At 70.8% G+C, this 15,832-nt stretch carries 11 protein-coding genes and 2 tRNA genes; 10 read left to right on the forward strand and 3 right to left on the reverse strand.

Going from position 1 to position 15,832, the window contains the following annotated elements; all coding sequences use genetic code 11:
* The 8 genes from ACSRUE_RS11570 to rpsI all read left to right on the forward strand — a co-directional run bounded on the left by ACSRUE_RS11570 (position 1) and on the right by rpsI (position 7,633).
* A complete protein-coding gene (locus tag ACSRUE_RS11570) occupies positions 1-423 on the forward strand; it encodes an RNA recognition motif domain-containing protein (RefSeq protein ID WP_437325211.1) in 423 nt (140 codons plus the stop codon).
* Between the two features lie 291 nt (positions 424-714).
* Entirely contained in the window at positions 715-2,007 is a 1,293-nt protein-coding gene (locus tag ACSRUE_RS11575) for an MFS transporter (RefSeq protein ID WP_437764193.1), read from the forward strand.
* 58 nt (positions 2,008-2,065) lie between these two features.
* Positions 2,066-3,901: a glutamine--fructose-6-phosphate transaminase (isomerizing) gene (gene glmS, locus ACSRUE_RS11580; protein ID WP_437764194.1), complete on the forward strand. Its 1,836-nt coding sequence runs from the start codon at positions 2,066-2,068 to the stop codon at positions 3,899-3,901.
* A gap of 159 nt (positions 3,902-4,060) precedes the next feature.
* On the forward strand, positions 4,061-5,821 hold the full coding sequence (locus ACSRUE_RS11585; protein ID WP_441291057.1) for a sensor histidine kinase: 1,761 nt from the start codon (positions 4,061-4,063) through the stop codon (positions 5,819-5,821).
* A gap of 189 nt (positions 5,822-6,010) precedes the next feature.
* Positions 6,011-6,097: transfer RNA gene (locus ACSRUE_RS11590), tRNA-Ser, on the forward strand.
* A 106-nt stretch (positions 6,098-6,203) separates the two neighbouring features.
* Positions 6,204-6,288: transfer RNA gene (locus ACSRUE_RS11595), tRNA-Ser, on the forward strand.
* A 494-nt stretch (positions 6,289-6,782) separates the two neighbouring features.
* Positions 6,783-7,232 (forward strand): 50S ribosomal protein L13, encoded by a 450-nt coding sequence (gene rplM, locus ACSRUE_RS11600; protein ID WP_272102702.1) that lies wholly within the window; start codon positions 6,783-6,785, stop codon positions 7,230-7,232.
* A gap of 8 nt (positions 7,233-7,240) precedes the next feature.
* Positions 7,241-7,633: a 30S ribosomal protein S9 gene (rpsI, locus tag ACSRUE_RS11605; protein WP_012240012.1), complete on the forward strand. Its 393-nt coding sequence runs from the start codon at positions 7,241-7,243 to the stop codon at positions 7,631-7,633.
* Between the two features lie 221 nt (positions 7,634-7,854).
* Here the strand turns inward: rpsI and ACSRUE_RS11610 are convergent, their stop codons facing one another.
* Positions 7,855-9,903, reverse strand: coding sequence for a peptidoglycan DD-metalloendopeptidase family protein (locus tag ACSRUE_RS11610; protein ID WP_441291058.1), 2,049 nt, complete (start codon positions 9,901-9,903; stop codon positions 7,855-7,857).
* 117 nt (positions 9,904-10,020) lie between these two features.
* Here ACSRUE_RS11610 and ACSRUE_RS11615 point away from each other — a divergent pair, with 117 nt between their 5' ends.
* Positions 10,021-10,884: a tetratricopeptide repeat protein gene (locus ACSRUE_RS11615; RefSeq protein WP_441291059.1), complete on the forward strand. Its 864-nt coding sequence runs from the start codon at positions 10,021-10,023 to the stop codon at positions 10,882-10,884.
* Positions 10,885-10,887: 3 nt separating this feature from the next.
* A complete protein-coding gene (locus ACSRUE_RS11620) occupies positions 10,888-12,144 on the forward strand; it encodes a DUF2062 domain-containing protein (RefSeq protein ID WP_441291060.1) in 1,257 nt (418 codons plus the stop codon).
* Positions 12,145-13,380: 1,236 nt separating this feature from the next.
* Here the strand turns inward: ACSRUE_RS11620 and ACSRUE_RS11625 are convergent.
* Complete coding sequence (locus tag ACSRUE_RS11625) at positions 13,381-13,833, reverse strand: DNA-binding protein (RefSeq protein ID WP_437545356.1); 453 nt, start codon at positions 13,831-13,833, stop codon at positions 13,381-13,383.
* 522 nt (positions 13,834-14,355) lie between these two features.
* Positions 14,356-14,487 carry a hypothetical protein gene (locus tag ACSRUE_RS11630; RefSeq protein ID WP_441291061.1) on the reverse strand — a complete coding sequence of 44 codons (132 nt, stop codon included), beginning with the start codon at positions 14,485-14,487 and terminating at the stop codon, positions 14,356-14,358.
* Between the last annotated feature and the right edge of the window lie 1,345 nt (positions 14,488-15,832).

Here is a 15,832-nt window from a genome sequence, read left to right on the forward strand (position 1 = left end):
ATGGGTACTCGCCTCTACGTTGGTAATCTCCCCTTCTCCGCCACCAAGGCCTCCGTGCAGGCCGCATTCGCCCAGAGCGGCGAGGTGACGGATGTACACATCGTGACCGACCGCGAGAGTGGGCAGTCGCGTGGTTTCGGGTTCGTCACGATGGGCACGCCTGAGCAGGCCCAGCAGGCGATCGAGAACATGAACGGCGCCATGATGGACGGCCGTCCGCTTCGCGTGAACGAGGCGGAGGAGCGGGTCCAGCGCGGCGGCGGCGGCGGCGGCGGTGGTTACGGCGGCGGTGGCGGCGGCGGTTACGGCGGCGGCGGCGGCGGTGGTGGCCGCGGCGGTCGTGGCGGTGGCGGCGGCGGTTACGGCGGCGGCGGTGGTGGCGGCCGTGGCGGTCGTGGCGGTCGCGGCGGCGATCGGTACTGAGCCGAGCTAGGTCGACGTTCCAGCGGCGGTGCCTCTCCCCAGAGGCGCCGCCGTTCTCGTTTGTGCGCTGCCCTGTGCGGCGATCGCCGTCACGCGCTCCGGGGCCCCGGTCGATCAGTCGAGGCCTCCGCCTCCTCCGCCGTCGCGGCGATCTGGCCTGCCTCCGCGGGGCGGAGCACGAGCATGCCGACGGCCATCGCCCGGGGCGCGGAGCTTGCTCCTTTGCCTGGCGGGCGTCAGAGAGCGGCACGCTGAACGCCCCTCGCGCTCGGGGCGGGCCGCTCACAGCCGATGCCTCCTTCCATCCCTTCAGAGCACAGGCCGTCGCCGCGGGCGATCTCGCTTTACTACTTCGGTATCTTCGCCGTCCTCGGCGTGTACCTGCCGCTGTTCCCGAGCTGGCTGGAGGCGCGGGGGATGCAGGGGCTCGCGATGGGGGCGATCGCGGCGACGCTCCCGGCGATGGGCCTCGTCGCGCCGCCGGTGTTCGGCTTGATCGCCGACGCGCTCGGCGTGCGGGTGTGGCTGATCCGGGCGGCTTGCGCTGGCGCCTTCGTCGTGTTCGCGCTGCTCGCGCTGTCGTCGGCGCTCGGCGTGTCGCTCGGCTTCGCCGGCCTCTTCGTCGCGGCGCTCGCGTTCGCCTTCTTTCGATCGCCGATGTTCACGATGGCCGACGTCGTCGCGGTGGAGGCGTCGGCGAGCTCCGGCATCGCCTACGGCCGGCTCAGGCTCTGGGGCTCGATCAGCTTCGCGCTGATGGCGATCGCCAGCGGAGCCCTCGTCGATCCGGCGCGGCCGGCCGCGTTCCCCGCCACGATCGCTGCCTGCCTGCTGATCGCGTTCGCCATCTCGTGGGCCCTTCCGGCGCGCGGCGAGGCGCTCTTCCGTCGGTCCGGCCCGCGCGACGGAGCGGCCGACGCCGCCGGCGCTGCGCGCGCTCCGGCCGCTGGAGGCTCCGTGCGGCAGCGCGCCCGTGCCCTCCTCCAGAGCCACGATTTCCGCCTGTTCCTCGCGGCATCGTTCCTGGCCCAGAGCGCCACCTCTTCGTACGATCTCTGTTACACGCTGCACCTGCGCGACATCGGCTTCCCCGAGTCGCTGGTGGGGGTCGCGTGGGCCGTCGGCGTCGCCGGCGAGATCGCGCTCATGGCGTTCTCCGGCCCCCTGCTCAAGCGATTCGCTCCGCCCACGGTGCTCGCGTTCGCCTTCGCGGGCGCCTCGCTCCGCTGGGCGCTGCTCTCGTATGTGCGCTTCTGGCCCGCCCTGCTGGCCATCCAGCCGCTCCACGCGGTCTCGTTCGGCATGATGTGGGTCGCCTCGCTCGCCTACACGCGGGATCGCTCCCCGCCTGAGATCCTCGCCACGGCGCAAGGGCTCTTTTCGGCGAGCGCTGGCGCCGGATCCGTCGTCGGGATGCTCGTGTGGGGTGAGCTCTACAAGCGCGGGGGCGGCACCCTCACGTTTGGGGTCGCCTCGATCACGGCGTTGATCGCATTCGTCCTGGCTGTGACCTTCGCGCGCTCAACGCGGCGTTCACCGTCAGGGGGCTCAATTTTCTCTGTCAGCTCCCGGTGCCAGGAGTAACGTTCCATTTTCCGCCGCACGCGTAGGCGCGCGCGGGCACTACCTGAACGAGGCGAGCATGTGCGGGATCGTCGGATACGTTGGGTCAAAAAAGGCGGCGCCGATCATCGTCGAAGGGCTACGGAAGCTCGAGTATCGAGGCTACGACTCGGCCGGCATCGCCATTCATGACGGCAAGGGCATCGAGATCGTCCGGACGCTCGGCAAGCTGATCAAGCTCAGCGAGGCGCTCGAGAAGCGGACCCTCGACGGCACGACCGGCATCGGCCACACGCGGTGGGCGACGCACGGCCGCCCGAGCGAGGTGAACGCCCACCCGCACTCCGCGGGCCCGGTGGCCGTCGTGCACAACGGCATCATCGAGAACCACGTGGCCGTCCGGCAGCAGCTGGAGAGCCAGGGGGTCAAGTTCCTCTCCGACACGGACACCGAGATCGTCGCTCACCTCGTCCACCGCGAGCTCCAGAAGGGCGCGAAGTCGCTCTTCGAGGCCGTGCGCGGCGCGCTCCGGCAGGTCCACGGCGCCTACGCGATCGCGGTCCTCTCGCGCGATGAGCCCGACGTCATCGTCGCCGCCCGGTACGGCTCGCCGCTCGTCGTCGGCGCTGGCGAGAACGAGATGCTGTGCGGCAGCGACATCCCCGCGCTGCTCGCGCACACCCGCGACATGATCTTCCTCGAGGACGGCGACATCGTCGAGCTGCGCGCGAGCGGCGTCCGCATCGAGACCGTGGCCGGTGGCGAGAAGGTCGAGCGGCGCGTGAAGCGCATCGACTGGAGCCCCGTCCAGGCGGAGCGCGGCGGCTACAAGCACTTCATGCTGAAGGAGATCCACGAGCAGCCCGACGTCGTCGAGGCCACGCTGCGCGGCAGGATCGATCTCGCCGCCGGCGACGTGCACGCGACCGAGATGGGGGTCACGCCCGAGTTCGCGAGGGAGCTGCGCCGGGTCTACATCGTCGCGTGCGGCACGAGCCACCACGCCGGCATCGCCGGGCGCTACTGGATCGAGCAGCTCGCCAGGGTCCCCACGGTCGTCGAGCTCGCGAGCGAGGTCCGCTACCGCGAGCCGATCTTCTTCCCGGACGATCTCGTGATCGCCATCAGCCAGTCGGGCGAGACCGCCGACACGATCGCGGCGCTCAAGGCGGCGAAGGCGCAGGGCGCCAAGGTGCTGGCGCTCTGCAACGTGCTCGACAGCGCCATCCCGCGCCTCTCCGACGGCGCGCTCTACACGCACGCGGGCCCCGAGATCGGCGTCGCCTCGACCAAGGCCTTCACCACGCAGCTCGCCGCGCTCCTCCTGCTCGCCGTCTACCTCGGCCGCCGCCGCGACTCGCTGCCGGCGGAGCGCGGGCGCGAGATCCTCCAGGCCCTCTGGGAGATCCCGAGCCACATGCGCGAGGTGCTCGGCGACGCCGACTACGTGCACGCGATCGCGAAGCGCCTCGTCCACGCGAAGGACGTCCTGTTCCTCGGGCGCGGCCTCGGCTTCCCCATCGCGCTCGAGGGCGCGCTCAAGCTGAAGGAGATCTCGTACGCGCACGCCGAGGGCTACGCGGCCGGCGAGATGAAGCACGGGCCGATCGCCCTCATCGACGAGGCGCTCCCCGTCATCGTCGTCTGCCCGCGCGACGCGCACTACGACAAGACGTTCTCCAACCTGCAGGAGGTCCGGGCGCGCGAGGGGCAGGTCGTCGCGATCGCCACGAAGGGCGACGAGTCGATCCTCGAGATCGCTCAGCACCACGTCTGGATCCCCAAGGTGCCGGACGAGGTCGGGCCGCTCCTTACCGTGCTCCCGCTCCAGCTCATCGCCTATTACGTCGCCAACCTGAAGGGCAACGACGTCGATCAGCCGCGCAACCTCGCGAAGACGGTCACCGTCGAGTAACGAGCAACGCCGCTCTCGCGGCGCGGCATCCCCGCCGCGGCGAGCGGCCTCCTCTGCCGCGCGCAGCGCTCCTCTTCGGTGCGCGCCCCTCCGTCTTCGGCGCGGGCGCCCCCGCGCCGCGCCTGCGCGCCCGCGCGGGGCCGCGGCTATGCTGCGCGCATGCGCATCCCCGGCAGGACGGAACGGCGGGTCGTCGCGGCCATCCTCGTGACCGCCCTGATCCCGCTCGTCGCCAGCATCGTGGTCGCCAGGACGGTGATCGCGCGGGTGTCGGCGACGGCGTTCCAGCCCGAGTTCGGCGTCCACCTGGACAGGGCGCTCGGCGTGTACGCCGAGCTGGCCGCCGCCATCAAGCAGGGCATGCGCTCCGAGGCCGACGCGATCGTCGCGGCGGACCCGCTGCGCGAGGCCGCCTTCACCGGCGACGCGCAGCGCCTCGACGCCGAGCTCGCGCGCATCATCGCCGCTCACCCCGCGCTCGTCTCCCTCCGCGTCGAGCGCTGCGGCGGCGATCCCGCCGGAGCGCGCGAGCGCGGCCGCCCGGTGGATCCGGCGCACGAGAAGACGCTCACGGTCCGGAAGGCGATCGCGCGCGCGCCCGGCCACGCCGCAGAGCCCGGCGATCCCGCGCTCGACGACGGCGGCTGCGACGGCGACGCGCGGACCCTCGTCGCGACGTTCGCCGCGCCGAGCGCGCGCTTCGACGAGCTCGACGCGGCGCAGGCGTTCGCGCAGGCGTACCACGCCCTCGAGCGGGAGCACCGGAAGGAGTACCTCGACGAGAGCTACGGCGACGCCTTCGCCGCACTGCTCGGCGCGACGATCGTCCTCGCGATCCTCGCCGGCGTGCTCGTGGCGCGCCCCGTGGTCGACCGCATCGCGCGGCTCGCCGCGGCGACCCGGCCCGTCGCGGAGGGCGACCTCTCGGTGCGCGTGGGGCTGCGGGGCGACGACGAGGTCGCCGATCTCGGCCGCGCCTTCGACCGCATGCTCGAGGAGCTCGAGGGCAGCCGCGCGCGGATCGAGTTCCTCAAGCGCATGGGCGAGTGGCAGAAGATGGCGCGGCACCTCGCGCACGAGATCAAGAACCCGCTGACCCCGATCCAGCTCGCCGTCGAGGAGTGCCACCGCCGCTATGCGGGCAGCGACCCGGCGTACCAGCGCTTGCTCCAGACGACGCTGGAGGTCGTCGAGGAGGAGGTCGGCACGCTGCGCCGCCTCGTCGGCGAGTTCTCCAATTTCGCGCGGCTCCCGCGGGCAGAGCTCGAGCCCTCGGATCTCGCGGAGTTCCTGCGCGAGCAGGGCGAGCGCTTCGCCGCGATCGAGGAGGCGGGGCGCGAGCACGCCTCGGACGAGGCGCTGCTCGGGCGCGTCGATCTCGAGTTCGACGTGCCGGACGTCCTGATGCCGGCCGCGCTCGATCGCGAGATGCTCCGGCGCGCCCTCGGCAACATCGTGCGCAACGCGGCGCAGGCGCTGCGCGACGCGCAGCGAGCGGCGCCCGGCGGAGGAGCCCGAGAGCGCCCGGGCGCCGCCGCGTGGGGCAGCGTTCGCGTCTCGGCGCGGAGCGAGGGGCAGAGCCACCTCATCGCGATCGACGACGACGGCCCGGGCATCGATCCCGCCGTGCGGGACTCGGTGTTCGATCCGTACGTCACGACGCGGTACGACGGCACGGGGCTCGGCCTGAGCATCGTGAAGAAGATCGTGGTCGATCACGGCGGCACCATCGACGTGCTCGAGTCCCCGCTCGGAGGCGCGCGCTTCGTCATCCGGCTCCCGCGCGCAGGCACGCCGGCGGCGCGCGCCGCGCTCGGGGCCGAGGCCTTCTCCGACGGCGATCGCGAGCCTGCCTCCGACGGCGCCGCTCCGACGCGGCCAGCCGCTCGCGGAGGGCAGGCGCCGCGCGGGGCGGGGTAGGGCCGCGCCCGCCGGTGCGGCGCCGCGGATCCTGCAGCGCCGGCGAGCCGCATGCTGGACGACGAGCGCTGCCCGGGAGCGCGCTCCGAACGGCTGGCGGGGGGCCTCGGCGCTGAAAGCGCACCTCCGGACCGGTCGGTGGTCAGGAGATGCTTGACCAGCCGGCCCCGCTTTGCCATGTTCGCCGGCGGAGAGGTGACCGAGAGGCCGAAGGTGCCTGATTCGAAATCAGGTGTACCCGCAAGGGTACCGCGGGTTCGAATCCCGCTCTCTCCGCTACGCTTGGCTGCTTGCCCCCGTTGAAAGCAGGTGGGCTCTCACCGCCCGCTCTCTCGCGAGCGGCGCCGGTCCGGCAGAAGCGAGGCGCGTTGAAGTTGTATCGGGAGAGGTGACCGAGTGGTCGAAGGTGCACGACTGGAAATCGTGTGTACGGCAACGTACCGCGGGTTCGAATCCCGCCCTCTCCGCTGAGCTGAACCGTCGATCGACTCCTTGCCGTGATGAGCTCCTTACAAGCGAGCCAGCAGGACGTCGGCGAGCGATGTGACGTGAGCGATGAGGCCGATCGGCCGGTCGCTCGACCGCCGCGTCCGCTCGTCGCTGTGTTCCCTGGCGCGGCGTTCGAGGGGAGCTTGGGGCGTGTTCGCCGTCGATGCGGCTGAGGCCCTGCCTGGTTCAACACCGTGACGAGCTGGATGGTCGGGCAAATGAGAGAAATGGGGGAGCCCGAGACAAGCCAGTGGTGCGCGGCGGGACCGACGTGATGGACGGGACCGACGTGATGGACGTGACCGGCGGGACGGACGGAACGCCGACGGATTGTCGACAAACCCCGCTTGACCAACCCTCGCCGGACGATGACGATGCTGCGGCAGAAGCCTGAGACGCTTGACAGGCGAAGGGCCGCCTTGTAGAAGTGGCGCCCCTTTTTGGCAGGCGCCCTTCCGGAGTTTTTCGCCCAATGAATCCTCAGCCCAAGTCCTTTTCCGCCAAGCCTGCGGAGGCCCGCAACGAGCGTACGTGGTGGGTGATCGACGCGGAAGGCAAGCCCCTCGGCCGCCTTGCCAGCCGCATCGCCACGGTGCTCCGCGGCAAGAACAAGCCCACGTTCACGCCGCACGTCGACACCGGCGACTTCGTGATCGTCGTGAACGCCAAGAAGATCCTTCTGACGGGCCGCAAGCTCCAGCAGAAGAACTACGTGCGGCACAGCGGCGAGCCGGGCGGCTTCCGTTCCGAGTCGTACGGTCACCTGCTCGAGCGCAAGCCGGAGCTCCCGATCCAGAAGGCCGTGAAGGGCATGCTCCCGAAGAACGTGCTCGGGCGCGAGCTCCTCACCAAGCTCAAGGTCTACGCCGGTCCCGACCACCCCCACGCGGCGCAGAAGCCGCAGCCCCTTAGCTACAGCTGAGCAAAGCCATGACGGAAACCAGAACGTACGCCACTGGTAAGCGTAAGACCGCCGTTGCGCGCGTCTTCCTCTCGCCGGGCACCGGCAACATCAAGGTGAACCAGAGGCCTGCTGACGATTACTTCGTCCGCGAGACCTCGCGCATGGTGATGCGTCAGTCGCTCGAGCTGCTCGAGCTGCTCGATCAGTTCGACGTGAGCGCGACCGTGGTCGGTGGCGGCCACAGCGCGCAGGCCGAGGCGATGCGGCACGGCATCGCGCGCGCCCTCTGCGAGCTCGATCCGGAGCGCAGGCCGTCGCTCAAGCGCGCGGGCTTCCTCACGCGCGACGCGCGGAAGAAGGAGCGCAAGAAGTACGGCCAGCCCGGCGCCCGCAAGCGCTTCCAGTACTCGAAGCGGTAGCAGGCCTGGGCCGCCGCCCATCGAGATGGACGGCATGGCAAGGACATCGAGGACGCGAGGGTTTCCCCCTCCGCGTCCTCGGTGCGTTTTGTCTGCCCGATGCCGCGAAGGCGCCGAGGACGGGGCGGCTCGTCCCTCGGCGTCTGTTCTCATCGAGCGGACCTCTCGGCCCGCTCGGCGTCCTCTGCTTTCATCGAGCGGACCTCTCGGCCCGCTCGGCATCACATCGCTTCCGGCGGGCTCTTGAGATCGGCGCCTTCGATGAGCTCGCCCTCGTCGTCCCCGGCGCCTTCCGGCGGCTTCGCTTCTTGCTCGTTCGGTCCGCTCGGTCCGACGTCCGGTGCCGCGGCGGCCGGGGCCTCGCTGCCGGTGGCCGCGAGCGGCGGCGAGGGAGGCTCTGCCGCCTCCGGCTTCGCCGGTTCGGGCGGCGGCTCGGGCAGCGGGATGGCGTCGAGCCGCTTGTCGAGCGCTTCCTTCGCCGCGGCGAACGCCGCGCGATCGACGCCGGGCATCACGCGCTCTCCATCGAGCTGGAGCGTCTCGGCATCGAAGTACTTGCCGTCCCTCTTCGCGCTGAAGTGAAGGTGAGGGCCCGTCGAGCGGCCCGTCGACCCGACGTAGCCGACGAGCTGGTGGGTACCCACCTTCATGCCCGCCTTGATCCCGGGGGCATACCTCGACAGGTGCGCATAGCCGGTGGTGACCCCGTTCGCGTGCGTCACCGTGACGAGGTTGCCGCTCGGACCCGCCGGACCGACCCAGTCGACCACGCCGCGGTACGCCGAGTACACCGGCGTTCCCGTCGGCGCGCCGAAGTCCGTCCCGTTGTGGGGCATCCTCTTCTTCAGCACCGGGTGCATCCGCTGCGGGTTGAACTTCGACGTCACGGGCGCGCCCGGGACCGGCGCGCGCCAGCCGCCGGCGTGCGGCTGCCGGCCGCGCTCATCGAACGTGCCGCGGGCCTCTTGCCCCTTGAAATCGTAGATGCGCACCGGCTTCTCCGCGGGATCCGCGGGCCGGTACTCGAACGCGATGATCTTCTTGTACCGGGAGAACATCCCGAGCGCCGTCTCTTCGATGGCGATCAGCCGGACCGTGCTCCCCTCCTCGAAGCTCTCCGTCGAGAGGCGCCCGTTCAGCGCGTCGTCGATCACGTCGAGCACGCCGGGCTCCAGGCCCCCCGCCCGGATCGCGTCGGCGAGATCCTTCCCCACGTAGAAGGAGGCGACGACCTCCTCCTCGGCGATCTTCATGTCGAGCGCGGCGCCCTTGAGCAGCCCGGCCGCGTCGTCCCTCGCCTGGTAGATCTCGCTCGCCGAGACCTCGTACTCGAAGGCGCGGACGCGGCGCGTGGAGCGATCCATCGCGACAGTGAACCGGTCCTTGCGGCCGCACTTGTCGAACTTCCGCAGCCCGTCGAAGGCCTTCATGATCCGGTAGATCTGCGCCTTCGGTACGCCCTTCTCGTCGAGGGCCGTGATGAACGACCGGCGGTCCATCACGTCGCTCACCAGGAGCATGGAAGGATCCTTCGCGAGCTCGGAGATCCGCCATGGGCCGGGCAGCGGGGTGCGCTGCTTGGTCTTCACCTCGGGCAAGGAGGACCGCCTGGCGGCCTCGTCCGTACCTGCTGCCGAGGCCGCCGGGCTCGCCGCGACCAGCGCGCGCTCGTCGCGCACGGGGACGCCCTGGATCAGCAGCGCGATGAGCGAGGTGAGCGTCGCGAGGCCGAAGATGCCGCCGAAGACCGCGGTCATGCGCGGCGACAGGTGCGGTCCTGGAGGGGGGCGGCTGAGGCCGGGTGGGAGCCGCGGGCCATCCGTCGAACCAGGGCCCGCGTGGGGACCGCCGTCCACGAGCGACGGCGTCCGCAGGGGCTGCATGCGCGGATCGCTGCCGCGCGACCAGGGCGCCGATGCGCGCCCGCGAGAAGAAGGAGGAGGGAGCTGCGGCGGCCACGTCGACGCCGCGCGGGCGCGCAGCTCGCTGCTGCGCGACCAGGGAGCGGCCGGAGCACCCTCGCCCCGGCGCCCGCCCTGCAGCGGCGCGGTCAGCGGCGGCGTGGCCGGTTTGCTGGGGGCGTCGAGCGCGTCGTCCGCGACGTCCTCGGCCGCGCCGATGCGCACGATCTCCGCGCGCGGCGCGTCTTGCGGGGCAGTGGCGCCAGGCTCCGCCGCGCTGCCGGCCTCTCCGCTCCGCTCCCCGGCGCGGTCCTCGGCGTCCGGCGCTCCGGAGGCCTCGAGAGGGTTCTGGGGTACTGCACTCGGCACGCCGCCGTGCGTACCAAGGCATCGACGGGGTTGCAACCGCGCGACTCCCTGGCCGACGCAAGGGTTGCGCGGAAGACGGATCCCATCGTACGCCGGTCGCGTAAGCTGACGGGCCTGATGGACGACCGGCTGAAGCAACTCCTGGTTCTCGGCAGGGAGCACTACGAGCGGCGCGAGTACGATCTCGCGGAGCACGCCCTGCGACAGATCATCGAGAAGACCGACCGCTTCGCGGACGTCTACAACATGCTCGGCGTCATTCTCCACGAACGCGGTGATTTCCTCGCGGCCGAGGCCCACTTCGAGCGCGCGGTGCAGCTCAACGAGCACTACACGGAAGCGCTGCTGAACCTCGCCGTCACCTACAACGACCTCGGCAAATACGAGGCCGCGCGGCATGTCTACTCTCGCATCCGCCGCGGCGAGGGGGGAGGCGGCGTCCTCGATCCGTTCGCGCGCGGCAAGATCGCCAACATGCACGCCGATCTCGCGCAGGCCTATGCCGACGCCGGTTGCGCGCAGGAAGCGATCGCCGAGCTCACGCGGGCTGTGGCGCTGTGTCCGACGTTCGTGGATCTTCAGCTGCGCCTCGGGACGATGTACCGCGACGCCGGGAATCTGGCGCTCGCTCGCGAGCATTACGCCGCCGCGCGCGACGCGAACCCGAAGTACGCGCCGGCGCGCGTGCTGCTCGGGGTCGCGCTGCTCTCCCTTGGCGAGCCCGATCAGGCGAGCGCCGAGTGGCGCGAGGCGCTCGCCATCGATCCCGACAACAGGACGGCGAAGATGTACCTTCGCACGCTGGAGGCGCGGCGGAGCGGGGGCGTCGTGTCAGGCGACCCGGCGCCGGCCGCCGCGGCGGGCGGTGCGTGGGACGCGCTCGACGAGGCGACTCCCACGACCGTGAGCGACATCCTCTCCAAGACGACGGCCGATGCAGCGGGTGAGACGGATCGTGCTGCACGGGAAAGCAAGCCCTGAGCGTTGGCGAAATACTCTCTCCTCCGAGAGGAGGCGCGCCGCGCGTGGCGTGAGCTCCGTGGCAGCGAGCTGTCCGCCGGCCGGACCGCCGTGGCGGTCGCGATCGGCCTGTTCATCGGGTCGCAGCCGATCTTCGGCTGCCACACGCCGCTCGTGCTCCTCCTCTGTCTGTGGTTCCGTCTGGATGCAGCGATTGCCTGGGTCGCTGCGAACATCTCCAACCCCTTGTTCGCGCCAGCGCTGCTCACGGCCGAGGTCCAGGTCGGAGCGTACCTCCGCACGGGTCGCTGGCTGCGCCTTTACGAAAAGATGAGCTGGGCGCAAGCGCTTTCGGACTTCCCCGAGTACATGTTCCTCGGCGCCCCGGTGGTCGGGCTCGCGCTCGCGGCGCTCGGCGGCGGCCTGATCTTCGTCCTCGTCACGCTGAAGCGGCGCCGCGCTCCCTCGCAGCAGAGCAGCAGGATGGAGCCGTATCGGCTCCCCGGGGATGCGCCGCCGTGGGTTCACGCGGTCGAGCGCGTCGCCGGGAGGTACAGCCCGCCTGAGGGCGCCACGCCGGCGCAGCGTACCCGCTTTCACTATGTCCGCTTCAAGCTGCTCGGCGACCCCGTCGCCCGGTTGATTGCCGGCATCGCGGGCGACCGCCCCGGCGCGCTCGGGGAGGTCCTCGATATCGGGACCGGGGCAGGCCAGCTGCCGATTCTCCTGCTCGAGCTGGGGAGGGCCGAGCGCGCGCGCGGGTTCGACTGGGACCGAGCCAAGATAGAGGACGCCCGGCGCGCGGCCGGCGAGGGCTCCGGCGCATCTCTCCCGCGCTCGTCCGAGTCGCCCGGCCCGCCCGGCCCGCAGCGCGCGGCCCACGCCGGCCCTCCGCTGGACGCCGAGTTCTGGTGCGCAGATGCGCGCGAGGCCGAGCTCGGAACTGCAGACACCGTGCTGCTCATCGACCTGCTCCACTACTTCCGCGTGGAAGAGCAGGACGCGATCCTGCGGCGCGCGGCGGCCGCGGTTCGTCCGGGCGGGCGCTTGCTCGTCCGCGAGGCGGACACCGAGCGCGGCTTGAGGAGCTCGATCACGCTCCTTGAGGAGCGTGTCTTCACCGCGCTTCGATTCAACCGGGGCGAGCGTGTGCGCTTCCGTCCCGCCCGAGAGATCGAGGCGCTCCTCGAGCAGCTCGGCTTCTCCTGCGAGACGGTGCCCGCCTGGGGGAAAACGCCCTTCTCGAATGTCCTCATCGTCGGGAGCCGAGCCCAGCGCTGAGCCCGAGTCGTCCTTCCCCGGAGCTGTCATCCTCCCACCGCCGTCACCGCGCCCCGAGCGTCAGCGGTCATTGCCGGGGTGTCCGAGCCGGCGTGCGGCCTCTTGTGCATCACCCAGTTGCTCGATCACCGCGGATGGTTAGAACCTGTCCAGTAGGTTGACGCGCTGGTCTCGCGGCTCCTTCTGGTACACGACCCGCGTTATCTATCGGTTGGAGCGACCCTGATGGCACGGACCATGCCATGTCCCATGGGCCTGGCGGCGGAGCCCGCTGTCCATGTCCCTGTCCTGATCGCCAGAGGCCGATAGGCTTCCGGTGGCTCCTCCTTGCCGGGCGTCAGGCTCGCCCACATGGCAAGCCCGCACTATCCGCCTGGGGCGTCCCGTCCAGGTGTCCGTGAAAGTGCGTTGAGCTCCGGGCCGGCCAGGTCCAGTGCGGCTCCGAGGGCGCCGCGTCATCGTCGAGAAGAAAGGCGCCGGGTGGGCGGAGCGAGTCAGGCGTTCACAGCAACGACGCTTGCGCGGCGCCGATCGCGCTCTGCCATGTCGGCAGTCCCGGCCACGCTCACGGCCCCACGGAGCGAGCACCGCCCGGCGGGAGTCCGGCCCCGGATGACCGGACTCCTGCGCCGCGTCGCGCCGGTGACGCTCCCTTTCGCTTCCTTGGAGCTCGGCCCCGTCTCACGCCCCAGCGTCCGCCGCGAGGCCGCGTCAGCGCCGCGCGACAGGACACCCGGCGCGATCGCGGATGCACGAAGCTAGATATGGTGGTCCTTTGATGATGTCCCACGATATGTTGGGGTCTCAGGGGATCACGACGTGGTGATCTCTCCCGATCCGACGTCGACAAGAGCACGGGCATGGCGGCCCGGTAACCCGGTGTCCTGGGCACCAGAGCGGACATGTGTGCACAGGCGCGATCGCGGAGCGCCGCCGCCGCCTGTGTCGTGTCACCAGGCGGATCCGCTCAGCAGCGGTCGGGCGGCAGTTGCCGCGCTTTACGTGCGGATTTCTCCGTCGTCCTACGAGGAGGCGACATGGCTTGGCGGGGCGTCCTGAGGGGCATCCAGCGGCGTGTACGGCTGCGGAGCTTGCTCCGCTCCGAGGTGCGACGTCTCCGCGCCTGCCGGGACAGCTCCCGGCTCGCCGCGATTTCCCCTGCCGGGCTTGCGGGAAGGCGGGACGTCGACCTCGGTCGGTTTGGCCGGACGCTTCTGGAGAGCGTCGATGCCGGCTTCAGCGGGAAAAGTACTTGGTAGCCCGCTTCTCTCCTTTCGACGTGATCTTCTTCTCGACGAGCAGCTTCCGAATCGGGAGGGTCAGCTCCTTCGTCGTGGTGCCCAGATCCTTGGCGATCTGCTCGACGCCCTGGCCGCTGTTGCTCCGGATGTGCTCCAGGACCTTCTGCGTCATGGCGGCGAGCTCTTCCTTCGAGCGCTTCTCGCCCTTCTTGCGGGTGGGCTTCGCAGCGCGAGCGGGACGACCGACCGCCTTCTTGACCTCCGCAGGCTGCTGGGGAGCGGCCTTGGCCCGACCCACCTTGCGCGGCGCGGCGGCCGCAGCGGCCGGCTGGCCCTCGCCTCGCAGGGCGTTGGCGACGGCCTCGAGAGCCGCTTTGCGGACAAGTCCGCTCAGCTGAGAGACGAATGCATCAACGTGGCTTTTGATCTCGGTTTCGACGTTGTTCATTGGATCTCGCGTCCCATGAATAGCTAGAGTTGTCAACTGCTGAACAGCACCTTGCTTGAAAATAATTCGAGAGGTGTCCCCCTCTCCCCTCTACGCGCGTCAAGAACCCGCGCTCGCCACCTCCCCGTCGGGTCATGGGGTGCTGGGGCGACCGGTCGAGCAGGACTCCAGCCACCTCGTCTCCCTGGCGACGTCGCGCCGCGAAGCCAGGCTCCGCCCCAACCCAAGAGGGTGCGATGGACAGCGCCGCGCTCCTCTCTGCACCGCGCTCCCGCTTTGGATGCCGCCGCGCGCGCGCCGTGGGCAGCCCCGTAACCGAGGGGAGCCAGCGACATTCCCATGAGGATCTGCTTTCCTGTGCTCCGGACACACGCGCCCCACCGCGCAGCGACCGAAGCGGGCGCCTGACCGAGGGACCGTGGAGGAGCCCGACCCCCCGGGTGGAGCGCCCGCGATGAGGAAAGGTGTCATGGCCGAGGTCGCCGTTCCAGGCGACCCCCGGTGAGCTGGAGCGGCAGCCTTTCACTTCTGCACTCCGCCCTGCTCCGGCGGCGTAACCGTATGCCCGAGCTCTCGTCTCCCGACCGAGCCGCTCTCCGGGATCGACCGCAACGTGTCGGCCGCCGAGGCGTCCTCCGGCGGTGTCGACGTCATGAGGGCTACCCCACCCACCTGCAAGGACATCCCCCTGGCGGATCGGCGCGGCGGCCCGACGCGGTTGCTCCCACCCACGTTGCAGCCCCCAGGCCATGTCGCCTCCGGTCTGGCTGCGTCTTTTTGCGGCTGTGCTGGAGCTGCCCAGCCTCCGGCCGAGTCTCCCAAACCGCTCGCCGTGCCCGAGCTCCGACGGCCGCCCTGGCAAGCCGGAAGTCGCCCTGCGGGAGGCCACGAGGCCGCCGCTCCCGCTCAGCCGCTCATCCTGATTCAGGGGGTGACACTCGTGCTGGGCACCAGGGTGACGCTCGCCCGCGGCTCGCTCCCGTGCGAGGGGGCGAAGCTCACCGTCGCCGCCGAGGGCGACATCGATCCCCCGAGCGGGGCGGCGGTGATGGACGCTGGTGGACAGTTCGTCACTCCTCGGCTGTTCGACGCGCACTCCCACCTCGGGGGCCGCCCGACACCAGGCGCGGCGGCGCACCTGGACGGCAGCGAACGGGAACCAGGCACGGGGCCGGTGGCGCCGCAGGCTCAGTTCGCCGATGCCTTCTGGCCCCAGGACCCGGGTATCGAACGGGCAGTCGCTGGTGGTGTTACGACCATACAAGTCCTTTCGGGTTCAGGCAACCTGATTAGATGGTGCGCGGTAACGATGGAGCTCCGACCGGGCATCAGCCCTGCCATCGCCCCTCCGAGCTTCCTCCGAGCTTCCTCCCAGGTTCCTCCCTGATTCCCGCCAGATGCTTCCCAGACGATCGCCACCGTGGCGCCCGGCGGGCTGAAAGTGGCTTGCGGGGAGAGCCCGAAGCGCAGCTACGGCGGGGACAAGCGGGCACCGATGGCCGGTACGGGCAACCTCGCTCTCCAGCGGGCGACCTCTCTCAAGGCCAGGAAGCTCCAGACGGACTGGGCGCGATGGAGCGACCGGGAGTCGCGCCGGATTGCGACCGAGGCGAAGACGCCGTCGTCCGCCAGGCCACGAAGCAGGAGCGGTCGACACCCGAGACCTCCTCCCGCGAAGATCCTGACGTCGAGCCCACTGCCAGATCGAGGGCGTGTCTCGCGTCGACGTGGGCGCGGCGCGCCATCACCGCAGTCGCCAGCGCCGCCTCCTACACGGGCGATCGCGCGGCGCGTGACGGCGGCGCGCCGTGATCGGGTGGCCTCACGAGAGCCGCGCGTCGACACGCGGCGCGCGCGGCTCACGTGATCAGGGCGCTCGCGCGCGCTGCGCGGCTCACGTGATCAGGGCGCTCGCCGCCGGACATCTCGACCTGGGCGTTCTGCCCCGTCGCGCCGAGGCGAGCGGCGCCGCGTCACATGACGGCGTTTCTAGATGTAA

Origin of the sequence: Sorangium sp. KYC3313 (assembly GCF_052075895.1) — a bacterium.
In the GTDB taxonomy this organism is placed as follows: Bacteria; Myxococcota_A; Polyangia; order Polyangiales; family Polyangiaceae; genus Sorangium; species Sorangium cellulosum_B.